This is a genomic window from Pseudoalteromonas sp. Ld19 (assembly GCF_045064135.1).
In the GTDB taxonomy this organism is placed as follows: domain Bacteria; phylum Pseudomonadota; class Gammaproteobacteria; order Enterobacterales; family Alteromonadaceae; genus Pseudoalteromonas; species Pseudoalteromonas aliena.
Genome location: NZ_JBISHA010000021.1, coordinates 663043 through 687146, shown reverse-complemented (window position 1 = coordinate 687146; position 24104 = coordinate 663043). Strand labels below are relative to the sequence as shown.

The following is a 24104-nucleotide window of genomic DNA, read 5'->3' as shown; positions in this document are numbered from 1 at the left end:
GTGTAGTATGCACTACACCTACGTCTAAACTAAATAAGAGAGCTCAATGGTTGTTAAAGTCTTAGTTGTTGATGATTCAAGCTTTTTTCGCCGTAGAGTAAGCGAAATTCTCGAACAAGATAACGATATTAAAGTAATTGGCTTTGCTGTAAATGGTCGAGAAGCTGTTGAAAAAACTGAGCAATTACGCCCTGATATGATCACAATGGATGTTGAGATGCCGGTTTTAGATGGTATCAGTGCTGTTAAAGAAATAATGGCAAGCAATCCAACCCCTATTTTAATGTTTTCATCGCTAACGCGTGATGGTGCTACAGCAACACTCGATGCGCTAGATGCTGGAGCAATGGACTTTTTACCTAAAAAGTTTGAAGACATTGCTCGTAATAATGATGATGCAATAAAGCTTTTACAAACAAAAGTAAAAGAGATTGGCCGTCGTCGTATCCCTCGTTCATTTAAACCTTTAGTTCCAGCTAAGCTAGCACCAACATCCCCAGCGCCGAGTATAAAGCCATCAATAGTTGCTAAAGACACTAATATACACCAGCCAGATAGAAGCTTTCAACGCTCAGCAGTGCAGCCTAAGTCATCAGTAAATGCTTCAACAATTCGCACTAGCGGTAAACATTATCAACTACTTGCGATTGGCACATCCACTGGTGGGCCTGTGGCACTGCAAACTATTTTAACTCAGTTACCAGCTAACTTCCCGCACCCCATTTTATTGATTCAACATATGCCTGCGGCATTTACACCGGCATTTGCGACGCGCTTAAATAGCTTATGCAAAATTAAAGTAAAAGAAGCACAACAAGGCGATCGTTTACAAGCTGGAACGGCTTATTTAGCACCCGGTGGTCAGCAAATGATGGTTGAGGGGCGTGGAGCTGCAAAAACGTTGAGAGTTTTTGAAGATCAAAGCGAGCGAATCACTTATAAACCAAGCGTCGATGTAACATTTGCAAGTGTAGCGAAAGCTTATCAAGGCGATGTGTTAGCAATAGTGTTGACTGGTATGGGAGCTGATGGGCGTGATGGAGCAAGAATGCTCAAACAAACGGGTGCAACGATTTGGGCACAAGATGAAAATAGTTGTGTCGTTTATGGTATGCCACAAGCATTAGTAAATGCTGGGCTAGCCAGTGAGATCTTAGCGCTTGATGACGTAGCTGCGAGAATAAAAAGAGAAACTGGCTGTGGATAAGCTTTCTATTCTAGGGCTACTTATTGCGCTAGGATCTATAGCAATTGGTTACTCTTTGGAAGGGGGCGTTGCATCTGCATTATTTAATGTCCCTGCGCTCGTTATAGTGCTTGGTGGCACATTGGGTGCTGTGATGTTACAAACATCTGCAAGCACCTTTAAAAAAATGCTAAAAATAAGCCATTGGGTTTTTTTCGCTCCACAATACGATATAGACGAAGCAATTGAGCAAGTTAAACGCTGGTCGCACAAAGCCCGTCAAGAAGGCTATTTGGCACTAGAAAACGAAGCGTTTATTCATCCTGATATTTATGCCGCCAAAGGGCTTGGTTTATTGGTTGATGGTTGTTCTGAGCAAAAATTACGAGACACACTCGAAATAGACTTATTACTTGAACGCGATAGATTATTAGAGGCAGGGCGTGTCTATGAAGCAATGGGAGGTTATAGCCCTACCATTGGTATTTTAGGTGCTGTGCTAGGGCTTATTCAAGCGATGTCTTTCATCACTGATCCGCAAAAGTTGGGTGAAGGTGTGGCAACTGCGTTTATTGCTACAATATATGGTGTAGGTCTCGCTAATATTATTTTTTTGCCGATGGCAAATAAGTTAAAACAACGGATTGAACAAAAAATGCTTTATCATGAAATGCTCTCTGAAGGTGTTATCGCGATAAGCTTAGGTGAAAGCCCGATAAATATTGAATTAAAGCTTGAAGCCTACCGTGTAGAACGTCCTAACTTAGCTCAAGAGTAATCGCTATGTTACGCCGCCGCTTACGCAATGTCTCTTCAAAAAGCCAACATACCGAACGCTGGTTAGTCTCTTATGCTGATTACATGACCATTATGTTTGCATTCTTTGTGGTTATGTATGCTATTGCAATCAGTAAAGAAGAAAATTTTCAAATATTGTCAGATTCACTTGAACATGTTTTTGATAAATCTGCACGCCAATATTCACAAAATGGTGAAGGTGTAAACGGTAATGGTATTCTTACTGATAGAGTAACTCCTGAACAAGAAGTACTTTATGGCGAGAGCATTCAAAAACAAGAGCAAGGTCCTGAACTACTTGATGGACAAAGTGACACAAGCAATATACAGCAAAAGTATTTAGGAAAACCTTTAGATAGCTTGTTAACAAAATTACAATCAGCACTTATTGACGAAATTCGTGATGGTGAAGCAAATTTAGAGTTAAACCAAGATTGGCTAATTATTGAACTTAGCTCTGGAATGCTATTTTCAAGTGGCAGTTCAGTCGCTCATTTACGAGCTAAACAAGTCGTCAAACTCGTTAAAGATATTATTGCGCCTGTAGATAATTATATCAGAGTGCGTGGTTATACTGATAATGAAACTATTCGTAATGAAATATTTCGTTCTAATTGGGAGTTATCTGTAGCAAGAGCAACATCAATTTTAGTTGAACTAGAAGAGTTAGGAATAAACTCTGCGCGTATGGCAATAGAAGGTTATGGGCAATATTCTCCTCTTGCAGATAATAGTACAGAGCAAGGGCGAGCTGAAAATCGAAAAGTTGTCGTAGCACTTTCTAAGTATGGATTACCACCTGTTATTGGCGTTGATAAATCAAAGCCAGAGAGTCAAAAAATAGAACCCGAAATTGAACTCCCTTCAGATGACGATACAATAAAAATAATTCGTTTACCTCATGGTGGTGTCCGCATCACTACTCGTAGCGAACAGTAACTAGGATGTAATGTGAAAATCTGGACTGTGGCAAATCAAAAAGGTGGTGTGGGTAAAACAACAACAGCAGTGAGTCTTGCCGGTATTCTTGCTTTGCGCGGCAAGCGTGTATTACTGATTGATACAGATCCGCATGCATCATTAACCTATTATTTTGGTATCGATTCAGAAGATTTAGAAATTAGCGTATATGATATTTTTGCCCGTGGTACAGGCATGCAAAGTGAAGAAATACTTCAATCACTCTGTCCGTCAACGCTCGAGAATTTGGATATTTTACCCGCGACAATGGCAATTGCCACACTCGATAGGAGTATGGGTAATAAATCGGGTATGGGGTTAATATTAAAAAAAACGCTTGCAAAAATTAGTGACCATTATGATTATGCAATTCTTGATTGCCCACCCGTGTTAGGCGTGTTAATGGTTAATGCACTTGCGGCAAGCGAGCGTATTTTAGTTCCCGTACAAACTGAATTCTTAGCTTTAAAAGGACTTGATAGAATGATGCGTACGATGGAGTTAATGCAAACCTCGCAAGCGAAAAATTATGAATATACTATAATTCCTACTATGTACGATAAACGGACTAAAGCATCTTTAGAAGCTTATAAAACTTTGCAAGATACCTATAAAGATAAGGTGTGGCCAGGGGTTATTCCCGTAGATACAAAGCTAAGGGATGCGAGCTTTGCGCAAAAAGTACCCATTGAGTTTTGTCCTCGATCTCGAGGTGTGTTTGCTTATAAAGCACTATTAGACTATTTAATTGAACAAGGTTGATAAATGAGTAAGCAATTATTTGCTAATGAAAAAGTTATGACTCAATATTTAGGTGCATTGTTACGTGACGATGGGCCTATAGATAACTTAGAGCCAGTCGCAAAATTGCTTGAAAAAATACCTAATGGGACTGATCAAGAACAGTTACAGACTAAAGAGAGCAATGCAACTGAAAAGACTGATGAACAAATTCAATCAGTAGTAGCACCCAAGCCTTTACCGAGTGAAAAGGTTGTTACAGATAAAATTATTGATGTAACAGATAATACCGCAGCGCAATTATCAGAAAAGCCTTCACAGGCACTGAAAACGCAAAGCCAAGAAGATTATTTTGAAGGCGAATTTCAGGCATTGTTTTTTGAAGTTGCAGGGTTAACGCTTGCTGTGCCATTAAAGTCACTGGGTGGAATTCATCAGTTAAGTGAAGTAAATCATCTGTTTGGTAAGCCAAAATGGTTTAAAGGCGTTATGCTTAACAGAGATGAGAAGCTAAATGTTGTTGATACCGCTCGTTGGGTCATGCCTGAAAAGTATGATGAAAAGTTAGAGGCATCTCTTAATTATCAATATTTAATCACGCTAGGCGATAGCCAGTGGGGATTATTGGCTGAAAAGTTAATAAATAACATTACATTGGGTAAAGAAGATGTAAAATGGAATACTAATAAAGGTAAGCGTCCATGGCTTGCCGGTGTTATTAAAGAAAAAATGTGTGCTTTAATAGATGTAGATAATTTAAATGCATTATTAGAAAAAGGCTTAGATAGTCGTCAGTAATAATGACCATTACGGGGAAATAGCATGAATCAAGATAAATTACTGTCAGCAAATAAAAATGCAGATAATGATGAAATATTACAGTGGGTTACATTTAAGCTAGAAGAAGAGACTTATGGCGTAAATGTAATGCAAGTGCAAGAAATATTGCGCTACACTGAAATTGCTCCAGTGCCTGGTGCGCCTTCTTACGTAATTGGTATTATTAATTTACGTGGTAATGTTGTAACCGTTATAGATACACGCTCTCGCTTTGGTTTAGATGCTGCAGATGCAACTGATAACTCTCGTATCTTAATCATTGAAGCTGAAGAACAAGTTATAGGTATTTTAGCCGATAGTGTCTCTGAAGTGGTTTATCTACGTAGTTCTGAAATAGACAGTGCACCAAATGTTGGTACTGAAGAAAGTGCTAAATTCATTCAAGGTGTGTGTAATCGTGATGATGAATTGCTGATTTTAGTCGATTTAAACAAATTGCTCAGCGATGATGAATGGGATGAGTTAAGCGATATATAAGCTTTACCACTAAAATATGTTGTTACTTAGTATCGCAATTGCAGCGCTGGCGATTGGACTTATATCGTTAGCGCTAATTGCTGCATTAAAAAGCAAACAAGCAACTGAGCTTGATTCTGCTATGCAGCAACTTAAAGACACTTCAGAACAAACTCATATTCTGCGAAGTGAAGTATCTGAATTACGAACCGGATTATTGAGTATTGGTAAACGAGTGCTTGAGGTTGAACAACAAAACCAAGAGTTAGTTTTACAACAAGCGGCTCAGAAATACGACGATCCAGATGCTAAAATTTATTCTCGTGCTGTAAAAATGGTTGGCTTAGGTGCCGATTTAGACGAGGTTATACGCGAATGTGAACTGCCTAGAGCTGAAGCCGAATTACTGTTTTCTTTGCATAAGCAAAAAGGCGCTTAGCGCCTTTTTAGTTTAATTGGTATTTTAAGCCAACATTTTTTTATGCTTTTATATTTAGCTTACCTTGAAAGTCCTTCCAACCTGGCGGGAATTGCCCCCTTAATACATAGGAAAAGGCAATTAGCTCCGCAATTACATAGTAAAGCTCTTTAGGGATTTCTTCCCCTAATGCCAAGTGTGATAATGTTTTAGCAAGCGCAGCATCTTCGTGGATCATAATTCCTTTCTTTTTGGCCGCAGCGACTATTTCGTCAGCTAATTCACCAAACCCTTTAGCACTTATTGTGGGTGTACTACCCGTTTCGTATAAAAGCCCGATAGCTGATTTGTTATTAAGCACATCACTCATAATTAAACCTTAATATTAATAATTGCATGTGAATTATCAAATGCTTGATGATTAGTATCACCGCGCTTTAAATTAAGTTCGCCTACTTGCAAACCATGCTTTGCAAGCTTTGATCTTAAGTTATCTAGGTGCGGATGAGCAATCGCTGTAATTTCTTGGCTAGATGCGAGTAACTGGCAATCAAGTGCTTTATCCATCAACTCCGCAGTGATCTGTAATTGACCCAATTCAGCATAGTCAAAATTTAATCTGACAAACCATACATTTTTACTCTCTAGTTTATCGTTACTCGATTTTTTATATTGCCCTAGTGTTATTTCTGTTTGAGCGGCCTCAGGGGGAAGTTTCATGGGTAATAAAAATTGCACTAAAGGATTTGAATCAGGATGTTGATTTGGCATTGAAGTTTGTACCTGATTTAACGTGTTTTTTACTTGTATCAGCTCGTTTGCAAGGGCTTGAACTTGAGGTTGCTGTAGTTGCTCAAGCAGCTTAGCACTCGTGTTACCTGTTTTAAAAGTAGGTAGCAATACTTGCAATAATGCATCTAAGCCAGTGTGATTATTCAAGCTAACAGGGACGATTGACTGATTGATAGCGGGTGCCGCTAAAATGCTTACCGCCATTTGTTCTAGCCCTTTAGTAAAACTGCTTTGCAACGTGTCATTAGCAAGTATAGAGGGTTGAATGTTTGTTAGTATCTCACGCTGAATAGTCACGGGATGCACATTAGTACTTGAGACCATACGGTTAAAAGCTTGATTAATAAGGCGTGTTAAATCTGGTGAATCCTTTTCTATTTTGCTTGTTATGTTATTTATTTGGCTGTTTAAAATTGATTTGCTGTTCACTGGTTTTTCAGTGGCAGCAATTGAGTCAGGTAGCTTTAAAAGAGGGCTAAGCAGCTTTGCTTCTATCGGTTGTAACATTTGGCTGCGAGAAATACTTTCTGGTGAAATTATATTTTTGAAGTGATGAGCATCAGTATTATTGGCGTTACTGACTGGTAATGTTTGATTATGCTGAGGTAATGCCTGCCATATATTAACACTGGCTTTTAGGAGCTGAGTTAATTGTGCTAAAGGAGGTAGTTGATTAAAGTGCTTTGGCAAAATATTTGTTGCGTTAGTCAAGGTTTTACCGTCAATGCCTTTGATTAGCATATCTAGGTTTTGTGTCATATTTATTTTTTTTAATTGCTGATTAATAACAGCGCTAGGAGTGTCACTTTTAGATAATTCAGGTGCCAATGCAATTGTTTGTTTTGACTCTGTTGCGAACGGCTTGTGTTCAAAATATTTTACTGCGTCATTAATCCGTGTTTTTAAATCACTAAAACTATGTAGCAGCCATGATTTTATTGGGCTGCTTTGTGTAAGTAGTGGACTCATTTTTTTATTGGACGAGGTTGAGAGCGATATTTCAGGGTCACTATTTTTTTGCGCTAAAAGCAGTTCGTTAAACGGTTTGGAGAATGAATTATTAAGCGTCACGTTTATATTATTAGTATCGGTTTTAATAAATAACTTATCGGCCTGATTTACTAAGTTTACTTTAATCGGTATGTTGGGTAGTTCACTAACTTGTTTATTATTTATAGGCGTTGTAAACGAACCCGACTTTTGTGGGTGAGTTAAAATAGCTAGTTTAGGTGTTGCTTGCAGTTGTGCATTAGGTAGTAGCGCTGCAAGTAATTTAGTGAGCTTTGCTTGACTTAGTGGTTGCGAATGAACTGTATCAGCAAAGCTATTAATAACATTTATCTGCGCGCCTTTGTTGTTAGTACTCACAATTACTTTTAAAGGTTGCTCGGTTATAAGTAGCTGCGCTACCTCTTTATTTATTGCAATACTGGCGTTGAGCTTATCAATGACTAATTTTGGGGTTGGGGATAACATCACTTGCACAGCCATTGGTTTGCTTTCTACCTCGGCGCCTGTGCTCACATAATTTAATAAGCGTTGCAACTGAGCTGGTTGGTTTATGGTCAATGTTGTACTGTTTGGCGTAATGTTGAGCTGTTTGCCATCGGGGCTGAGCTGTATGTTAGCACTGGCTATTTTTTGTAAGTTTTGAGGCACGTTGGTAGTGCCAAGCCTTAATGTTTGCCAATGCTTATCAATAAATACATCAAGCGTAATCGAATCTTTCGAAAATTGTATGTTTTTAGCGGCAAGTACCTCATCAGGTAATTGCGATAATTCATTCGTTTGAGCATTGCTCGATTGATTGATAACCAATGAATTAGATAATGTGATTTGCGTTGGCGTATTCATTATTTTAAATCAAGTTTTCTCTATTTTAAGTGAATCGATTTTAAAGCAATATTCGTATTACCCTATCATTATGGTAGACTAACGCCTAATTTTTGGCAGAGAGAATCGTCATCTTGTTACACATTAAGTCCGTCACCTGCATCAAGCAAGAACGTTGTTTGTTTGCGGATCTTAATTTTAGCCTTAATAGCGGTCAAATCATGCAATTAGCGGGTCCTAATGGGGCTGGTAAAACGTCGCTATTGCGTATTATCGCAGGTTTTTCTGTGCCTGACGAAGGCGTTATTTTATACCAAGAACAACCGATATCTAAGTACTATGAAGAGTATGCCAGAGAGTTATTATTTATAGGCCATAAAACGGGTGTAAACACCCAGCTTAGCGCGGTTGAAAATGTTCGTCATTGGTTACATATAAATGGCTACATAAATGAGCCTGACTTATATCCTATTTTAGCGAAACTGGGTCTTGTTGGGCTTGAAGATGTACCTGTTAGAACGTTATCAGCAGGGCAACAAAGACGTGTTGCTTTAGTAAGGCTTTGGTTAAGCGATGCTAAATTATGGGTACTTGATGAGCCATTTACTGCACTTGATAAAAGCGGTGTCGCCTTTTTACAACAAAGATTTACTGAGCACTTGCAAAGCGGTGGTGCTATTTTGTTAACGACTCACCAAGACTTAACGACCCACTTTAGTAACTTACAAACGGTTACATTGGAGTATCGCCACTAATGACTCGTCAACACTCTTATTGGTTGCTCTTTAGTGCGGTATTTAGCAAAGATGTAAAGCTTGCATTTCGTCAGCGCGCCGAAATTGTAAACCCTATTTTGTTTTTCTTAATTGTAATTTCATTATTTCCGTTAGCAATAGGGCCTGAGCCAGGTCTATTAGCGAGAATAGCGCCAGGTATCATTTGGGTCGCTGCACTACTTTCTACTATGTTGGGTTTAGATAAGTTATTTAGAGATGATTTTAATGATGGCTCTCTTGAACAATTAATTGCGTCTTCTTATCCGTTATCACTCACTGTGCTTGCCAAAGTTGCCGCACACTGGGTCGTGACAGGTTTACCGCTGGTATTAATGACGCCGCTGTTTGCATTGTTGTTAAACCTAGAGAGTACGGCACTAACCGCGACTGTTTTAACATTGTTATTAGGCACACCACTGTTGAGCTTTATTGGCGCAATAGGCGCTGGGCTTACTGTGGGGCTACAAAAAGGGGGTATTTTGATGAGTTTACTCGTACTGCCTTTGTATATTCCTGTTTTGATTTTTGCAACGTCGGCTATCGATACCAGCTCTATGTCGCTGGATTATAGCGGGCAGCTTGCCATCCTTGGTGCTATGTTACTTATTGCTATTATTAGCGCACCAATTGCCATATCGTCAGCTTTAAAAGTGAGTGTAAGTTAATGTGGAAATGGTTACATCCCTATGCTAAAGCAGAGCGTGCATATCAGTTATGCAATACGTTACTGCCTTATTTCGCCGTAGTTACTGTAGTTAGTATGATTGTTGGATGGGTTTGGGGGCTTGGTTTTGCACCTGCCGATTATCAACAAAAAGATAGCTACCGTATCATCTTTATTCATGTTCCTTCTGCCATTTTATCAATGGGTGCTTACTCATCAATGGCTATTGCCGCTATTGTTGCACTTGTATGGCAACTAAGAAATGCAGAGCTTGCGGTTATTGCTATAGCACCAGTAGGTGCTTGCGTGACTGCAATAGCGCTCATTACTGGCGCTGCCTGGGGTAAACCTATGTGGGGTGCTTGGTGGGTGTGGGATGCACGTTTAACCTCTGAGCTTATTTTATTATTTTTATATTTGGGTGTGCTTTCGCTATACCACGCATTTGAAGATAAGAAATCAGCAGGACGTGCCGCGTCTATTTTAGCCATTGTTGGGGTGATCAACTTACCAATCATTCACTTTTCGGTTGAATGGTGGAATACATTGCACCAAGGCGCAAGCATTACAAAGTTCAATACAAATGCAGTTGACCCAAGTATGTTTTGGCCACTTATGGTTAATATTTTAGCCTTTGCTGCTTTTGTAGGAACAGTGACTTTAATTCGTCTTAAAAATGAAATTTTGCAACGCGAAAAGCATCGACCGTGGGTGCGTACGTTGTTAAATAAGGGGTAATTATGCAGTTTGACTCTTTTTCTGATTTTATTGCAATGGGGGGCTATGGGTTTTATGTATGGCTTTCTTTTGGTACATGCGCACTTATTTTGCTTGGTATTTTAGTCAACTCTTTAAGAGATACCAAACGTATTATGGCTTCTGTAGAGCAACAAATAATACGTGAAGTGCGAATTAAAAAAGCTAAACAGGAACAAATCTCATGAATCCAAGACGTAAAAAGCGCTTATTGGTAATCATTGCCGTACTGTTTAGTATTGGTGGCTCAATTGGTTTAGTGCTCTACGCACTTCAAGAAAATATAAACTTATTTTATACGCCAAGTGAACTTATTGACGGTAAAGGCCCTAACAAAGAAAAGCCATATATAGGTCAAAAGTTACGTATTGGCGGCATGGTTGTTCCAGGTACTGTTAAGCGTAATGAACAAAGTTTACAAGTAAGCTTTAAGTTAATTGATACTGGCCCACTGGTAACAGTACGTTATCAAGGTATTTTGCCTGATTTATTTCGTGAAGGGCAAGGCATTGTAGCGCAAGGCGTATTAATTGAGCCTAACGTAATAGAAGCATTTGAAGTGCTTGCAAAGCATGATGAAGAATATATGCCTGCAGAAGTTGCAGAGGCAGTTAAAGGTATTAAGCACGAAAAACCAAAATACAACTTAGATAGTGGTAATTAGCTATGATCCCAGAAATTGGTTATTTTTCTTTAACGCTTGCCATGGTGCTAAGCGTTTTGCTGTGTATTTTTCCTCTTTGGGGTGCGCATACCGGTAATCTTCGATTGATGCGTGCGGCCCCATCTTTAGCAATAGGGCAATTTGCTTTTGTTTTAATCTCTTTTGCTGCACTTATTTATGCCAGTTTAACGGATGATTTTACCGTATCGTACGTAGCCTACCATTCAAGTAGTACATTGCCTTGGTATTATAAAATCACCTCTACGTGGGGCGGTCATGAAGGCGCTATTTTACTATGGCTTGTAATGCAAGCGGGTTGGACAGCGGTAGTTGCTGCACGCTCCAAATCATTACCTTGGGTATTACGTGCGCGCGTATTGGGTGTGCTTGGCTTTTTAGGTGTGGGTTTTATGATGTACACCTTGCTACTTTCAAGCCCGTTTGAGCGTCTACTGCCTTATTTTCCGGTCGAAGGACGTGACTTAAATCCGTTACTTCAAGATCCCGGTATGATTATTCATCCGCCATTACTGTACATGGGTTATGTTGGATTATCGGTTGCTTTTTCTTTTGCTATTGCTGCGTTGTTAACCGGCAAGCTTGATAACACATGGGCTAAATGGTCACGCCCGTGGACAATGACTGCATGGGGCTTTTTAACTCTAGGAATAACAATTGGTAGCTGGTGGGCGTATTCAGAACTTGGCTGGGGCGGCTGGTGGTTTTGGGATCCGGTTGAAAACGCCTCGCTTATGCCATGGCTTGTTGCAACTGCATTATTACACTCTTTAAGCGTGACTGAAAAACGCGGTGTGTTTAAATCGTGGACGGTATTACTCGCAATTGCTGCATTCTCTTTAAGTTTGCTGGGTACGTTTATTGTGCGCTCGGGTATTATTGTATCAGTGCATGCTTTTGCAACAGACCCTGATAGAGGTTTATTTATTCTCGCCTTTTTCGGCATCGTTGTAGGCGGTGGCTTAGCATTGTATGCGCTACGAGTATCGCAAGTGCACAGCGAAGGTCGATACAAGCTTGTATCTCGCGAAGTGGCATTATGGCTCAATAATATATTTTTAGTGGTTGCTACATTAATCGTACTACTGGGTACGCTATTACCTATGGTTCATAAAGAAATGGGTTTAGGCAGTATTTCTATTGGCGAACCGTTTTTTAATAAAATGTTTGCAATAATTTTAGTGCCGTTCGCTATTTTGATGGGTATAGGACCATTTTTACGCTGGAAGCAAAACAAATGGGCCTTTTTGCAAAACAAAATATTAATGGGTGTCGTATCGAGTGTCGTGATCACCTGTGCTTGGTTATTCTCTAGTTACGATTTAGTAAAACCACTTACGCTCTTAGCTATAACGCTTGCAGTTTGGATTGCTATATCAACAGGGATTGATATTTACACCAAAGCAGCTGTGCACGATACCTTAAAAGAAGGCTTAAAACGCTTAGGTGTAAGTTACTGGGCGATGGTGCTTGGTCATATTGGTATTGCGTTTGTTATTGCGGGCGTAACGCTTACATCTGCTTACTCAGTTGAGCGTGATGTATCAATGAAGCAAGGTGATACGGTACAGCTTAATCAATACGAATATCGCTTTGATGGTGTTAAAACTATTCGAGGGCCAAATTACAGCGGACATGCGGGTGTTGTCTCAGTGCTTAAAAATAATGAACTTGTAACCCAATTACATGCTGAAAAACGCAAGTACGATATAGGTATGCAGTTTATGACTGAGGCGGCAATAGATGCTGGCTTTACACGTGATTTATACTTAGCGCTGGGTGAGCAATTAAGCCAAGGTGCATGGTCACTTAGAATTTATCATAAGCCATTTGTTCGTTGGATGTGGATTGGTGGTGTACTTGTATCGTTAGCAGGATTTATGATCTTGTTTGATAAGCGGTATCGTACATCGACGAAAACAGCTCGAAGAGCAGCTGCGGAGAGTGTTTTATGAACCGCAAAGTTTTAGCTATTGCGCCGCTTTTGGTGTTTGCTTTTGTCTGCGTATTTTTATACCAGGGACTTTTTGCCAATCCTCGTGAAATTCAAACAGGGCGATTAGGACAAGAAATGCCTGCATTTAATTTACCTGATTTAATGCAAGATAATAAACAGTGGACTAACGAGTCGTTAAAAGGTGAAGTTTACTTATTAAATGTATGGGGTACTTGGTGCCCAACCTGTTTAGCTGAACTTGGCTATTTAACTAAGTTACGTGAGCAAGGCGTTAAAATTGTCGGCCTTTATTACGTACAAGGTTATGACGCGGACTTTGATGGCCCGTTTAATATGCAATCACTTCGTACAGAAGTGAGTGATATGCTGCAACGTGCAGGCGACCCGTATCAATTTAATATTTTAGATTTGCACCGTACTTTGTCGTTGGATTTAGGGGTGTCGGGTGCGCCTGAAACATTTTTAGTCGATAAAAATGGCACTATTTTATTGCATCACACCGGTGATATAAACCCGCGAGTATGGCGAGCTAAATTTGCGCCAATTATGCAGGAGCTTAAATAATGAAGTGGTTATTACTTACTCTTAGCCTTTTTGTAAGCTTGGGAGCGTTTGCACAGCAAGATCGCTACCAATTTGATAATAACGAACAAGCAATACTGTTTGAAGAGTTGAACAAAGAGCTGCGTTGCCCTAAGTGTCAAAATCAGAATATTGCTGACTCAGATGCTGTTGTTGCTAAAGATTTACGCGATAAAGTACTTGTGTTGGTTAAAGAAGGTAAAAGCAAAGACGAAGTAATTGATTACATGATCGATCGCTTTGGTTATTTTGTTCATTACGACCCACCAGTTACACCAGCTACGTTAGTGTTGTGGGTGTTACCTGTATTAATCGTAATTATCGGCTTTGGTTTTATTGTTATTCGCCAGCGAAAAGCATCAGTAAAACAAACGTGGAGCAGTGACGACGAAATGCTGCTAGCGAAGCTAATCGATGAAAATAAACGTCAGGAGCAATGCTAAATGATTTTAATGTGGGCGTGTTTTGCTTTACTCACACTAGTTGCGCTTGGTTTTGTTATGCTACCTTTTTTAAAAAAAGAGCGTGTTCAAACAATTACTCATAACGCCAATGCTGAATTAATTAGTATTTATGAGCAGCGTTTGGTCGATTTGCAAACTGATTTAGATAATCAACGCATTGATAGCATAAACCATGCAGAATCAATCGTTGAATTAAAACGCCGTTTGTTGAACGAGCTATCACCAGAAAAATCACTAAACAGCAAAGGTAATAATCGTATTTTTGCTTTAACGGGTGGTGCATTCGTTCTTGCGCTCACAGGGATTTTTTATAGCTTTACGGGAAGTCAGCAGCAAATTTCGGCTTGGCATGACGCAATGGATAATCTAGCTGATTACGGTGAGCGTGCTGTAATGCAAAAAGGTGAGCCACTTAGTCAAAATGAGCTACAAGCTTTTGCACTGGCCCTTCGTACAAAGCTTAGCCGTTCGGGTGATGACGAAATTGCTTGGATGCTACTTGGCCGAGTGGCTATGTCGCTAAATGAGTTTGATATGGCGCAGCAATCATTTGATAAAGCATTGCGTATGAATCCTGATAATATGCAGGTACTTATTAGCTACAGCCAAGTTTTATTACTTGAAGGTAGCGAAGCTAATATGACCCGCGCGGCAGGCATGCTCTCAAAAGTATTAAAAGTTGAACCTACAAATTTAGATGCAATTTCATTACTCGCGCTGATTGCTTATGAACGTAAAGACTGGCCGCAAGCTAAAGCTGCATTTGAAGTTCTACTTGCGAGTATGGAAAAAAGTGATTCGCGCTATAGTATGATCTCCAAACGTATTGCTGATATTGAGCAGCAAATGCAAAGTGAAGGTTCTGTTATACCTGTAACAAACGGTGTGAGCACTATTACTGTTACCGTCGATATTGCAAAAGAGCTTATTGATAAACAACCAAAAAACGGCATTTTGTTTATATTTGCAAAAGCTGCAACTGGCTCTCCTATGCCGCTAGCTGCTGTTAAGCTAACTACCTATTCATTTCCAGTTACGGTTGAGTTGAGCGATAGTAGTGCTATGGTTGCAGGGCTTAACTTATCTAGTGTAGAGAATATTGTTATATCGGCTCGTATTTCTATAGATGACTCGGTTATGCCAAGTTCTGGGGAGCTTGAAGGGCATTCAGAGCTGTTAAAGCGTGAAAGTGTAAGTGACTACCAACTTCAAATTAATACATTAATACCTTAAGGACGTTAGATGTTAAAACATAGTTTCACATTTTTATGTTTATTGGTACTGGCCGGTTGTGCTCAGGTACCACAAAGCAAAGTAGATGATAGAGATCCGCTGCAAAGTATTAATCGCCCGCTGTATGACTTTAATATGGATGTACTAGATGCATACATATTACGTCCAGCCGCAGTCGGTTATATAACAGTAACGCCAGCACCTGTTCGACAAGGTGTTGTACATTTCACTGATAATATTACAGCACCAGTGGATATGATAAATGCTGGTTTACAGGGTAAAGCAGGAAATGCAGGCGTGAGCTTAGCGCGTTTTTTAGTTAACTCGACGGTGGGTATATTTGGTATTTTTGATGTTGCGAGCTCATTAGGTCTTGAAGTTGTAGATGAAGACTTTGGCCAAACTCTGGGTGTATGGGGCGTCGGTGATGGTGCTTATTTAATGCTCCCAGGTATGGGGCCAACGACTGCCCGTAATTTAACAGGTGATGTTGTTGATAATATCGCCTTGCCTAAAATAGCACTGACCACACCACAAACAATTTTAGTCTTTGTTTTAAAAGCCGTTGAAGCGCGAGCATCGTTAATCCCTCAAGAAGGTTTGCTGAATGATTCGCTCGACCCATATTTATTTGTTAAAGATATTTACTTTCAACGTCAAATATATGAACTATATGATGGTAATCCGCCAGTAAAAGAAGAGCCTGCGGATTTTGATGAAGATTTTCTAGAAAGTCTGTAATTAAAAAGCCACTTACAAAAACGCCAGCTAAATGCTGGTGTTTTTGTTTGCTGTTTATATAGCTAACTTGAATTCTGGATAATAAATATATCTCGAGCCGCTATTTTCAGCGCTAACTACGTTGAATTCACTTGCAATAGGCCAGCTATTGACGCGTAAGTTCGCCTTGTTTTCACTGAAAATCTATGGCTAGGGTCCGTTGACCTTTCAAGGTTGAATTTGCAGCAGTCTGTTTGGTATCTAGGCAAGGCAGAGCCTATGTAGTGTGGTATTCCCCATAAATAGGCGATAACGCAGCATTAATACCAAACAGACGCTGCCAAAGGGTTCTTCCTAGGGGCTATTTACTCTTTGTTACTCGGTTTTTACTTAGCCCACTAGGTTACAAATCTCGCGCCGTGATTAAATAGCCCCTAGTTTGAACAAATTTCAATCCGCAAAGATCAACAGGCCCTAGAGAAAAATAAATTTAAATATCATTATGATTCAATATATTAGTAAATATCTTAACCAGAGTTCGGGTTATTTATTTTTCGTTAACTATCAACTGCATTTGCTCGCTCACCCAACCAAGCGCTTCGTGATAGGCATCGGGCACTTTGCCTCCTAGATTTAGCTCCTTAGTCATTTCGTTTGCTGCTGACCAATTAGCTTGCTCGTAATATTTTACTAGGTTTAAGTATTTAGCGAGTAGCCCTTCATTTTTGAGCAACGCCGCTTTTATTTCATCAGACAGCGGTAACTTACTCATTACGCTTTCCATGCTTTGATCTAAAATAGCATCCATTAATGACATCATACCGGTCAAAAAGGCCATGCCAGTATCTTTAAACTGTCCATGAGATATTGCGAGCAACTCGGCGAAGCGAGCACGAGTAAGTGACAATCGAAGCAGCTCAACGGGTTTATCAGCAGAGACTTGTGCTGCAAATAATAAAGAGAGTAGTTTTTTTATTTCATTTGCACCGAGTATGATAAGTGCTTGCTTAATAGTGTTTACTTCAGCGCGTTTTGCAAATGCAGCTGAATTGGAATAACGCAGCAATTTATATGATAAATTTACGTCGCGTTCAAATACCCCCGTAATCTTTTGTAAATTGATTTCAACGCTTGAGGTTTCATAAAGTAACTCAGCTAATGCCATTTCAGATGGCGGTAATGCTTTGCTTTGAACCATTTCAGGCTTTGAAAAGAAAAACCCTTGAAAATAATCAAACCCGAGCTCTAAAGCTAAATTATACATTTCATGGGTTTCTACTTTTTCAGCAAGTAATTTGATATGCGGATATTGTTTTAAGTCAGCAATAATGTCTTGAATATTGTCGGTATCTAACGTTAAAAAGTCGATTTTAATAATATCGATAAATGGATAAAAATGCCGCCAAACTGGTTGGTGAGTATAATCGTCCAATGCCAGAGTGTAGCCTTTGCCTTTTAAATCTTTAACAATAGCGAGTAGACGCTTACCAGGCTGGATTGTTTCTAAAATTTCAACAACGATAGCGTCTTTACCCAGTATTGTTGGGTAACCTTTTAGCAGTGTTTCTAAAGTGAAATTTATATATGCTGGTTTATTGTCTGTTAAATCTTCTAGACCAAAGTTAAATTGGCTGCCTTCGATTAAGCGTGTTGTTGCTTCATCTCCATCTATATTGGGAAATACGTTGTCTACACCATCACGAAATAAAAGCTCGTAACCAATAAGCTCTTTGTTGCGGTTTAAAATAGGCTGGCGTGCAGCATAAAAATACATAAACATTCCGTATGAGTAGAGATAGTAATTAGTGTAATAATATATGGTAAAACATTCAAAATAGCATTATGTAAATGTTTAGTATTAGGGCGTGTTGACCTTTGTAGATTGAAATTTGTTCAATCTAGGGGCGATTTAATCGCGGCGCGAGGTTTGTAACCTAGTGGGCTAGGTAACTGCTCCTGCGTTACTCTAATGGCTTACATCCCTGTAAGAATAAGTAAAAACCGAGTAACAAAGAGTTAATCGTCCCTAGATCGAGCTCAAAGGGCAGCGCATGTTTGGCATTTATGCTGCGTTATCGCCTATTTATGGGGAATAACCACACTACATAGGCTCTGCCTTGCCCAAATACCAAACAGTCTGCTGCAAAATCAATCACGAAAGGTCAACACGCCCTAGTAAATTATACTTATAAACCAAGTGAATTATTAGGATAAATTGGGCTTTAAAATTATTTTCAATTTAAAAAAGCGAAGTTTATAAATTCATGTGTTGAATGAGAAGTAGCCAAGCTTAAGCGTTAGGTTTACATTTTATTTATCACACCCTTGTGGTTAAACACGTTTATAACTCCTTGAAGCGTTTTTGCTGAGCGTTACACATTGCTCTTTATTTTATAACGAGTGGTAACTTTGTAATACGCTTTTCAAAAATTAACGGGATCTAATGGTTTGATTTAAAAGCGTACAACGTGAATGTTTTTAAATCAGAAAAGGCAACAAGTTGGAGATTTGCGTATTAGGCATGTTATAGTCATTACGAATAGCTTTTATCCTAATACTGTCTTTATTATAAAATATTAAGAGTCAATATTCGGATCAAAAGCCTGTTATTAATAATTGTGCGGAGGCTAATTTGGAAACAGGAATGATTATTTCACTGACGTTATACTTTGTTGTAATGTTGGGTATAGGACTATATGCATATAAACAATCTACGAGCGATGTTTCCGGCTATATGCTAGGAGGCAGGAATTTATCACCAAGTGTAGCTGCGCTTTCAGCTGGTGCTTCAGACATGAGTGGTTGGATATTAATGGGCCTACCTGGTGCAATGTTCGTAACTGGGTTTAGTAGTACGTGGATAGCAATTGGCTTAATTGCAGGTGCTTGGTTAAACTACTTTCTGGTCGCCCCTCGACTAAGAGTTTATACCGAAAAAGCAAATGACTCGATTACCATTCCAGATTACTTTTCTAATCGCTTTAATGATAAATCAAACTTATTACGTGTTGTTTCTGCTGTTGTGATTATTGTGTTCTTCACACTTTATACTTCTTCGGGAGTTGTTGCTGGCGGTAAATTATTTGAAAGCTCATTTGGCCTAAGCTATGAAATGGGTTTATACGTCACCACGGGTGTTGTTGTTTTGTATACTTTGTTTGGTGGATTTTTAGCTGTGAGCCTAACTGATTTTGTGCAAGGCTGTATCATGTTTATTGCGCTTATCTTAGTGCCTACTGTTGCCTACTCATTGCTAGAACAACCACTAGAATCGACCCTAAACAGTGTTAATCCAGATATGCTTAATTGGATTGGTGCAGGCTCAACACTAGGTATTATTTCAGCAATGGCATGGGGATTAGGTTATTTTGGACAACCTCATATTATTGTCCGTTTTATGTCAGTACGCAGTGTTAAAGACATGCCAACGGCTCGTCGTATTGGTATGACATGGATGATTGTTGCCGCCGTTGGTGCTGTTGCTACAGGTATATTTGGTGCCGCATATACTTATGAAAATAACATTGTAGTGAAAGACCCTGAAACTATTTTCTTAATTCTTTCAGAGCTACTATTTCACCCTTTGATTGCTGGCTTTTTATTAGCTGCAATTTTAGCGGCTATTATGAGTACAATTTCTTCACAGTTATTAGTTAGTTCAAGCTCTTTGACAGAAGATTTATATAAAACATTTTTACGTAAAGATGCTAGCGATTTTGAATTGGTAACCGTTGGCCGAATTAGTGTAGCTATTGTGGCACTGTTCGCTATCTACTTAGCCTATGATCGAGATAGCTCTATTTTAGACTTGGTTAGTAATGCATGGGCAGGGTTTGGAGCTGCATTTGGTCCATTGGTGTTGTTTAGTCTTTATTGGAAACGTATGAACTTTGCTGGTGCTTTAGCCGGTATGCTGGTGGGTGCATGTACAGTACTTATTTGGATCTACGGTCCATTTACTATTGATGGCAAGAGCTTAAGTAGCTTTATGTATGAAATAGTACCTGGCTTTATTTTATCGAGTATTGCTATTGTCGCTGTAAGTTTAGTAACAAGTGAGCCTGCAGAAGATATAACAATATTATTTGATGAAGTAGAAAAAGAGCTTTAAATAGCTAATTTAAGTTGGATTAAGTAATAAAAAAGGGAGCAACTTAGTTGCTCCCTTTTTTATTTAATGCTTTTTTAGCTTACTTGTTTTTCGTCGCTATTTTTGATCGAAGCAACATTATCTGTTTTTTTACTTTTTTCTGAGACTTTAGCCGGCACAGGATCTTTTGCGCCTTTCAATACAGCCATAAAGTCATCTTTGCTCTTTGCTATTTCCAGGGCCAGTGACTCTATTTGTTGCTCACTTAACGGTACATCTACTTTTTCGAGCATTAGCTCAAGTGACTCTGCTATATCGAGCATTTTGTCATAGGCATCAGCTTCTTTTTTAGTAGTAAACGTCATGCGCTCAACTCCGTTTCGTTCTACAACATATTTAACAACAACAGCCATGATTTCTCCTGCAAGCTTGCGTGGCAATGTGGTTTATAAAAACCATTAGTTTACTGTTTTTATGTACAGTAATGGTTTGTGATGTAATTTGCAAGTTTCTCTTATTATTTTCAGTTCGTTCTAAATTTGACAAAAAACGGTAATTTTACTTTAGTTAAGCAATCACTTGTTTTACCCGCTGCATTACAGGATTTCGGATAGTAGTGATAATGCGCTTAGTTATTCTTTAAGTAACTAATTTTAGCACTTTATTTATTGAATGTTTCCTAAGCAAAATTTAAACAATGTTCGAACAAAATTCAAGGAAGCCAAAATGAAAATATTTAACAGCTTATTGCTTGTAAGTTTATTGTGTTTGCTCCCTGCAACTAATATTTATGCTCAGTTATCTGAAATTACTCAACAGATACCGCAATTTGAAGCCATTAGTATAAATAAAGCAGATGCGAGTTTACTAACGAAATTACCAGGAATTGGCAATAAGAAAGCCGAGGCAATCGTTGAGTATAGAGATAAAAATGGTGAATTCACTTCTATAGATGATTTAACTAAAGTTAAGGGGATTGGTAAAAAGCTAATGACTAAGTTGGAGGGAAAAGTTAAGCTTTAAGTCCTATTAAACCGTATTGGCCTTTGACTAAATATATTTAATAATGTGTTAGTCATGTTTGAGCTGTAAATAGGTTTTTTATTGTTAAACTGATAAGCATAAAGGGCGCTTAAGCGCCCTTATTATAATGTTTTAATGCTTCACTGAGATTTTTTTTAGCGAAGTTAATTTCTATTGGTGTTGTTAATAACGGGTAGCAAAGTCCGCCAAGGATTAAAAATGGTATTAGGATCCAACCTTTAAATACGGTAAATATTAAAAATAGTGGGCTGAGTAACAACAATTTTATAATACGAAGCAATACGCGTTCAGAAGGTGAAAGCATCGTTAATGAATCAGCGATAACAGCTTGCCTGTCGCGTATTTTTAAATGCTTTAGTTCTGTAAGTTGACTAGAAAAAAAAGTAAACATAATGACTAAACCGTTCTTTTTAACATTAGGCGACCTGTTATTACGATAAAAAATGTAATAGCAAATAATCCAAATATAATTTCCATCCAAGCAGGCATACTCAAACCCGCAAACTGCCAATCTATGTTTCCGCAATCACCCGTCGCTTGAAAAAAGTGAGGGATCCATTCATGCAAAGGTATAAACGACGGGAAGTTTGGCTCAAACTCGCAGCTAAATGCAAAAGGATCTGTGGTTGTTTGCATATCGATATGTTCGCGTGCTATTAAATAGCCCCAAATACTTGATACTCCCCAGATTGAATAGGCAATAACACGCGTTACTTTACTGTTAGGATTAATTGAGCCAGCAATACCAGCTGCAAGCAATCCTAACACGGCAGTACGTTGATAAATACACATTATGCATGGCGCCAGCCCCATTTGGTATTGAAAGAATAGGGCAGTAACTTCAAGTAAAAAAACAATAGCGGTGAATAAAAGCCAGGGTGTACGTTGGGTGGGTAATTGCGCAAGCCAGTTCATAAAAATTCCACGTTTAAATAAAGCATTAGATTATGACTTAGGATAAAGTCTGCGGCAACAAAAAGGAAAAAAAGCGACCGAAGTAACTAAAATTAATGATCACTTGATACAACCCTAATTGACGCGGTGTGGTGTTCTACCAAGCCCCATTGATAACATAAGTCCTGCCATATCACTTTATAAGCCTATAGTAGGCACCGCTAAGGCCAACTATAGTTAGCGCATGATATACGGTAGTAGGATTAGGATGACACCCATTCTAATTATTAAGAATGAAATCAAGGCTGCAGAAGCATTGGGGAATAGGTGTCTGGTTGCTTTTTATAATAAGAGAACATCTGAAATATTAATGATAAGTGTATCAGAAGTCATTAATAGCGCTAAATCATCAACTAGGCAGGTTTCAGTTCAGTTAAGGTCCTTGCCTAACAAGAACCTAAATCAGGGTGCTAGCACTGTCGCACTTGTCACAAAATAGACGCAAAAACACCGCCAGCACGCCGCTGACTTGCGGTATTCATACATAGTTGTCCAGTGATGAGTCAGATTTTAATTTGATATATTCTAATAGTTTGTTCAATTAAAAGTTATTATCACTCCTTTTATTGGGCCAAAAATCTTATGCTCTGCAGCAATCTTACCTTTGGTGTGTATGGTCACTTTGACTAATGTATATTACTTTACTTGTTAGTTGTGCATCGTCTGGTACAATCAGTCGGCTATTCATGTGAACAATAAGTTGTAGATTAATTCGAGTGGGAATTGAATGAGAATTTTTAAAGCCAAAAGTCCAGCAGGATTTGCTGAAGAATATATAGTTGAGTCTATTTGGAATGGTGATTTCCCTCCAGGTTCAATTCTACCTGCAGAACGGGAACTCTCAGAGTTAATTGGCGTAACAAGAACAACTTTACGTGAAGTATTACAACGTTTAGCACGTGATGGCTGGTTAACTATTCAACATGGTAAACCTACCAAAGTTAATAATTTTTGGGAAACATCAGGCTTAAATATTCTTGAAACCTTAGCGCGTTTAGATGAAGATAAAATGCCTGAGCTGACCGATCAACTTCTATCGGCAAGAACAAATATCAGTGCAATTTATACGCGTGCTGCAATTAAATTAAACCCAGAACGTGTGATTGAGATTTTATCACAAAGTGATGAATTAGAAGATACCGCTCAAGCCTTCTCTGATTACGATTACAAAGTGCATCACGAGCTGGCTGTTGCCGGTAACAATCGTATTTATGTATTAATACTAAATGGCTTTAGAGGCTTTTATTCAAAAATTGGTTGTCATTACTTTTCAGATGCAGGAACACGTGAACTTGCTCGCCAGTTTTACAAAGACCTAACGGTACTAGCGGAAAATAGAGAGCACGATGGTGCGATTTCGATGATGCGTAAATATGGACATCAAACGGGCGAAATTTGGCAGAGAATTCGTGGTGATATGCCATCGGATATAATGGACTAAACGCTTGAAAAAAACCTGTATTTGCAGGTTTTTTTGCATTTTAGATGTTTTAAATCTCTTCGGGTTTATTCCCCGCCGCTTGCGGCGTAGTATTGAGTAATGAGCGAATTTATACATAAAAGCCACAATGTGACAGTTTTACTTTATCACTTAGTTTTCCCTGCAAAATATAGAAGAGCAGTTCTTGATGTGTGAGTTGATAGGGCAATCACAGAAATTTGTGTTGAAATAGAAAAACGTTACGAAATCAAATTTTTAGAAATTGGGACGGATGAAGATCATATTCATTTTTTAGTTCAGTCAGTACCAACCTACAGCATTACAAAGTTGGTAACGATGATTAAAAGTTTAACGGCAAGAGAGGTTTTTAAAAAGTGCCCTCATGTTAAAAAGCAGTTATGGGGTGGAGAGTTTTGGTCAGATGGTTATTTTGCAAGTACGGAAGGAAAACATGGTGACGAATCAATGATAAGAAAGTATGTGAAAAGCCAAGGAAATAATTATGACCAACTCCATTCGGATCATCAGTTAGCTATGTTCTAACCAAATACCCCGCTCACGAAGTGAGCTCTGCGTTAGCAGAAGGGCTTGCCCCGGGGATGTTTATTTATTGTTCGGTATTATCGATTGCACACATCGTAAAATACGATTATCTTTTTTAAATATTTATATCTAATATACAGAATAATTATATATAGGTGCTATTGGTTTTTAGCT

26 protein-coding genes and 1 pseudogene are annotated in these 24104 nt (G+C 38.8%); 21 read left to right on the top strand and 6 right to left on the bottom strand.

Translation table 11 applies throughout. The features are described 5' to 3' along the window. Positions 1-46: 46 nt before the first annotated feature. From ACJJVZ_RS15130 to ACJJVZ_RS15100, 7 genes are read left to right on the top strand one after another with little or no spacing between them, the layout of a single operon-like run. Positions 47-1207 carry a chemotaxis response regulator protein-glutamate methylesterase gene (locus ACJJVZ_RS15130; protein ID WP_405601660.1) on the top strand — a complete coding sequence of 387 codons (1161 nt, stop codon included), beginning with the start codon at positions 47-49 and terminating at the stop codon, positions 1205-1207. Then, entirely contained in the window at positions 1200-1964 is a 765-nt protein-coding gene (locus ACJJVZ_RS15125) for a flagellar motor protein (RefSeq protein WP_405601657.1), read from the top strand. The genes ACJJVZ_RS15130 and ACJJVZ_RS15125 overlap by 8 nt, the downstream gene beginning before the upstream one ends. Before the next feature lie 5 nt (positions 1965-1969). Further along, positions 1970-2923: a flagellar motor protein MotB gene (locus ACJJVZ_RS15120; protein ID WP_405601655.1), complete on the top strand. Its 954-nt coding sequence runs from the start codon at positions 1970-1972 to the stop codon at positions 2921-2923. 12 nt (positions 2924-2935) lie between these two features. Further along, complete coding sequence (locus ACJJVZ_RS15115; protein WP_182700920.1) at positions 2936-3706, top strand: ParA family protein; 771 nt, start codon at positions 2936-2938, stop codon at positions 3704-3706. Between the two features lie 3 nt (positions 3707-3709). Then, entirely contained in the window at positions 3710-4483 is a 774-nt protein-coding gene (locus ACJJVZ_RS15110) for a chemotaxis protein CheW (RefSeq protein WP_405601651.1), read from the top strand. Between the two features lie 24 nt (positions 4484-4507). Next, positions 4508-5002 carry a chemotaxis protein CheW gene (locus ACJJVZ_RS15105; RefSeq protein WP_077537265.1) on the top strand — a complete coding sequence of 165 codons (495 nt, stop codon included), beginning with the start codon at positions 4508-4510 and terminating at the stop codon, positions 5000-5002. A 16-nt stretch (positions 5003-5018) separates the two neighbouring features. Then, on the top strand, positions 5019-5420 hold the full coding sequence (locus ACJJVZ_RS15100; protein ID WP_077537266.1) for a DUF2802 domain-containing protein: 402 nt from the start codon (positions 5019-5021) through the stop codon (positions 5418-5420). A gap of 40 nt (positions 5421-5460) precedes the next feature. Here ACJJVZ_RS15100 and ACJJVZ_RS15095 read toward each other — a convergent pair whose 3' ends face one another. Both ACJJVZ_RS15095 and ACJJVZ_RS15090 read right to left on the bottom strand, forming a co-directional pair. Next, positions 5461-5769: an EscU/YscU/HrcU family type III secretion system export apparatus switch protein gene (locus tag ACJJVZ_RS15095; protein ID WP_138585386.1), complete on the bottom strand. Its 309-nt coding sequence runs from the start codon at positions 5767-5769 to the stop codon at positions 5461-5463. Between the two features lie 2 nt (positions 5770-5771). Beyond that, entirely contained in the window at positions 5772-8045 is a 2274-nt protein-coding gene (locus tag ACJJVZ_RS15090) for a flagellar hook-length control protein FliK (RefSeq protein ID WP_405601647.1), read from the bottom strand. A gap of 113 nt (positions 8046-8158) precedes the next feature. Between ACJJVZ_RS15090 and ccmA the strand changes: the two genes are divergently transcribed. The 10 genes from ccmA to ACJJVZ_RS15040 are packed head-to-tail and all read left to right on the top strand — an operon-like array spanning position 8159 to position 15879. Continuing rightward, a complete protein-coding gene (gene ccmA / locus ACJJVZ_RS15085) occupies positions 8159-8779 on the top strand; it encodes a cytochrome c biogenesis heme-transporting ATPase CcmA (protein ID WP_182700917.1) in 621 nt (206 codons plus the stop codon). Then, positions 8779-9465: a heme exporter protein CcmB gene (ccmB, locus tag ACJJVZ_RS15080; RefSeq protein ID WP_193156025.1), complete on the top strand. Its 687-nt coding sequence runs from the start codon at positions 8779-8781 to the stop codon at positions 9463-9465. Before ccmA ends, ccmB begins: the two co-directional genes overlap by 1 nt. After that, the gene (locus ACJJVZ_RS15075) at positions 9465-10202 is read left to right on the top strand and encodes a heme ABC transporter permease (protein ID WP_077537270.1); all 738 of its coding nucleotides are present in this window, start codon (positions 9465-9467) and stop codon (positions 10200-10202) included. The genes ccmB and ACJJVZ_RS15075 overlap by 1 nt, the downstream gene beginning before the upstream one ends. Before the next feature lie 2 nt (positions 10203-10204). Continuing rightward, positions 10205-10408: a heme exporter protein CcmD gene (ccmD, locus tag ACJJVZ_RS15070; RefSeq protein WP_193156024.1), complete on the top strand. Its 204-nt coding sequence runs from the start codon at positions 10205-10207 to the stop codon at positions 10406-10408. Then, positions 10405-10884, top strand: a complete 480-nt coding sequence (gene ccmE / locus ACJJVZ_RS15065) for a cytochrome c maturation protein CcmE (protein ID WP_138585383.1) — start codon at positions 10405-10407, stop codon at positions 10882-10884. Before ccmD ends, ccmE begins: the two co-directional genes overlap by 4 nt. Before the next feature lie 2 nt (positions 10885-10886). Beyond that, entirely contained in the window at positions 10887-12857 is a 1971-nt protein-coding gene (locus ACJJVZ_RS15060; protein ID WP_405601642.1) for a heme lyase CcmF/NrfE family subunit, read from the top strand. Further along, complete coding sequence (locus ACJJVZ_RS15055; RefSeq protein ID WP_405601640.1) at positions 12854-13423, top strand: redoxin family protein; 570 nt, start codon at positions 12854-12856, stop codon at positions 13421-13423. Before ACJJVZ_RS15060 ends, ACJJVZ_RS15055 begins: the two co-directional genes overlap by 4 nt. Next, positions 13423-13884: a cytochrome c-type biogenesis protein CcmH gene (locus tag ACJJVZ_RS15050; protein WP_405601638.1), complete on the top strand. Its 462-nt coding sequence runs from the start codon at positions 13423-13425 to the stop codon at positions 13882-13884. The genes ACJJVZ_RS15055 and ACJJVZ_RS15050 overlap by 1 nt, the downstream gene beginning before the upstream one ends. Then, positions 13885-15138 carry a c-type cytochrome biogenesis protein CcmI gene (ccmI, locus tag ACJJVZ_RS15045; protein WP_405601636.1) on the top strand — a complete coding sequence of 418 codons (1254 nt, stop codon included), beginning with the start codon at positions 13885-13887 and terminating at the stop codon, positions 15136-15138. Positions 15139-15147: 9 nt separating this feature from the next. Then, the gene (locus tag ACJJVZ_RS15040; protein WP_077537276.1) at positions 15148-15879 is read left to right on the top strand and encodes a VacJ family lipoprotein; all 732 of its coding nucleotides are present in this window, start codon (positions 15148-15150) and stop codon (positions 15877-15879) included. Between the two features lie 526 nt (positions 15880-16405). On the opposite strand, the gene ACJJVZ_RS15035 is transcribed toward ACJJVZ_RS15040, so the two are convergent. Further along, positions 16406-17632 (bottom strand): EAL and HDOD domain-containing protein, encoded by a 1227-nt coding sequence (locus ACJJVZ_RS15035; RefSeq protein WP_405601633.1) that lies wholly within the window; start codon positions 17630-17632, stop codon positions 16406-16408. An 858-nt stretch (positions 17633-18490) separates the two neighbouring features. On the opposite strand from ACJJVZ_RS15035, the gene putP reads away from it, so the two are divergent. After that, entirely contained in the window at positions 18491-19969 is a 1479-nt protein-coding gene (putP, locus tag ACJJVZ_RS15030; protein ID WP_405601631.1) for a sodium/proline symporter PutP, read from the top strand. Between the two features lie 74 nt (positions 19970-20043). On the opposite strand, the gene ACJJVZ_RS15025 is transcribed toward putP, so the two are convergent. Continuing rightward, positions 20044-20361 carry a YebG family protein gene (locus ACJJVZ_RS15025; RefSeq protein WP_182700907.1) on the bottom strand — a complete coding sequence of 106 codons (318 nt, stop codon included), beginning with the start codon at positions 20359-20361 and terminating at the stop codon, positions 20044-20046. A 313-nt stretch (positions 20362-20674) separates the two neighbouring features. On the opposite strand from ACJJVZ_RS15025, the gene ACJJVZ_RS15020 reads away from it, so the two are divergent. Next, positions 20675-20971 (top strand): helix-hairpin-helix domain-containing protein, encoded by a 297-nt coding sequence (locus ACJJVZ_RS15020; protein WP_138586988.1) that lies wholly within the window; start codon positions 20675-20677, stop codon positions 20969-20971. A gap of 109 nt (positions 20972-21080) precedes the next feature. Here the strand turns inward: ACJJVZ_RS15020 and ACJJVZ_RS15015 are convergent, their stop codons facing one another. Together ACJJVZ_RS15015 and dsbB are read right to left on the bottom strand one after the other, a co-directional pair. Then, positions 21081-21383, bottom strand: a complete 303-nt coding sequence (locus ACJJVZ_RS15015) for a DUF6170 family protein (RefSeq protein ID WP_405601626.1) — start codon at positions 21381-21383, stop codon at positions 21081-21083. A 5-nt stretch (positions 21384-21388) separates the two neighbouring features. Then, positions 21389-21907 (bottom strand): disulfide bond formation protein DsbB, encoded by a 519-nt coding sequence (gene dsbB / locus ACJJVZ_RS15010; RefSeq protein ID WP_405601623.1) that lies wholly within the window; start codon positions 21905-21907, stop codon positions 21389-21391. Positions 21908-22673: 766 nt separating this feature from the next. Here dsbB and fadR point away from each other — a divergent pair. Together fadR and tnpA are read left to right on the top strand one after the other, a co-directional pair. Further along, positions 22674-23387: a fatty acid metabolism transcriptional regulator FadR gene (gene fadR, locus ACJJVZ_RS15005; protein WP_182700904.1), complete on the top strand. Its 714-nt coding sequence runs from the start codon at positions 22674-22676 to the stop codon at positions 23385-23387. Between the two features lie 99 nt (positions 23388-23486). After that, positions 23487-23930: pseudogene (gene tnpA, locus ACJJVZ_RS15000) on the top strand (IS200/IS605 family transposase). Positions 23931-24104: the final 174 nt, after the last annotated feature.

Excerpts from the sequence above, each read along its gene's own strand:
- ACJJVZ_RS15130 (WP_405601660.1), top strand. The coding sequence starts at position 47 with ATGGTTGTTAAAGTCTTAGTTGTTGATGATTCAAGCTTTTTTCGCCGT.
- ACJJVZ_RS15120 (WP_405601655.1), top strand. The coding sequence starts at position 1,970 with ATGTTACGCCGCCGCTTACGCAATGTCTCTTCAAAAAGCCAACATACC.
- ACJJVZ_RS15110 (WP_405601651.1), top strand. The coding sequence starts at position 3,710 with ATGAGTAAGCAATTATTTGCTAATGAAAAAGTTATGACTCAATATTTA.
- ACJJVZ_RS15105 (WP_077537265.1), top strand. The coding sequence starts at position 4,508 with ATGAATCAAGATAAATTACTGTCAGCAAATAAAAATGCAGATAATGAT.
- ACJJVZ_RS15100 (WP_077537266.1), top strand. The coding sequence starts at position 5,019 with ATGTTGTTACTTAGTATCGCAATTGCAGCGCTGGCGATTGGACTTATA.
- ACJJVZ_RS15095 (WP_138585386.1), bottom strand. The coding sequence starts at position 5,769 with ATGAGTGATGTGCTTAATAACAAATCAGCTATCGGGCTTTTATACGAA.
- ACJJVZ_RS15090 (WP_405601647.1), bottom strand. The coding sequence starts at position 8,045 with ATGAATACGCCAACGCAAATCACATTATCTAATTCATTGGTTATCAAT.
- ccmB (WP_193156025.1), top strand. The coding sequence starts at position 8,779 with ATGACTCGTCAACACTCTTATTGGTTGCTCTTTAGTGCGGTATTTAGC.
- ACJJVZ_RS15075 (WP_077537270.1), top strand. The coding sequence starts at position 9,465 with ATGTGGAAATGGTTACATCCCTATGCTAAAGCAGAGCGTGCATATCAG.
- ccmD (WP_193156024.1), top strand. The coding sequence starts at position 10,205 with ATGCAGTTTGACTCTTTTTCTGATTTTATTGCAATGGGGGGCTATGGG.
- ccmE (WP_138585383.1), top strand. The coding sequence starts at position 10,405 with ATGAATCCAAGACGTAAAAAGCGCTTATTGGTAATCATTGCCGTACTG.
- ACJJVZ_RS15060 (WP_405601642.1), top strand. The coding sequence starts at position 10,887 with ATGATCCCAGAAATTGGTTATTTTTCTTTAACGCTTGCCATGGTGCTA.
- ACJJVZ_RS15055 (WP_405601640.1), top strand. The coding sequence starts at position 12,854 with ATGAACCGCAAAGTTTTAGCTATTGCGCCGCTTTTGGTGTTTGCTTTT.
- ACJJVZ_RS15050 (WP_405601638.1), top strand. The coding sequence starts at position 13,423 with ATGAAGTGGTTATTACTTACTCTTAGCCTTTTTGTAAGCTTGGGAGCG.
- ccmI (WP_405601636.1), top strand. The coding sequence starts at position 13,885 with ATGATTTTAATGTGGGCGTGTTTTGCTTTACTCACACTAGTTGCGCTT.
- ACJJVZ_RS15040 (WP_077537276.1), top strand. The coding sequence starts at position 15,148 with ATGTTAAAACATAGTTTCACATTTTTATGTTTATTGGTACTGGCCGGT.
- ACJJVZ_RS15035 (WP_405601633.1), bottom strand. The coding sequence starts at position 17,632 with ATGTATTTTTATGCTGCACGCCAGCCTATTTTAAACCGCAACAAAGAG.
- ACJJVZ_RS15025 (WP_182700907.1), bottom strand. The coding sequence starts at position 20,361 with ATGGCTGTTGTTGTTAAATATGTTGTAGAACGAAACGGAGTTGAGCGC.
- ACJJVZ_RS15020 (WP_138586988.1), top strand. The coding sequence starts at position 20,675 with ATGAAAATATTTAACAGCTTATTGCTTGTAAGTTTATTGTGTTTGCTC.
- ACJJVZ_RS15015 (WP_405601626.1), bottom strand. The coding sequence starts at position 21,383 with ATGTTTACTTTTTTTTCTAGTCAACTTACAGAACTAAAGCATTTAAAA.
- dsbB (WP_405601623.1), bottom strand. The coding sequence starts at position 21,907 with ATGAACTGGCTTGCGCAATTACCCACCCAACGTACACCCTGGCTTTTA.
- fadR (WP_182700904.1), top strand. The coding sequence starts at position 22,674 with ATGAGAATTTTTAAAGCCAAAAGTCCAGCAGGATTTGCTGAAGAATAT.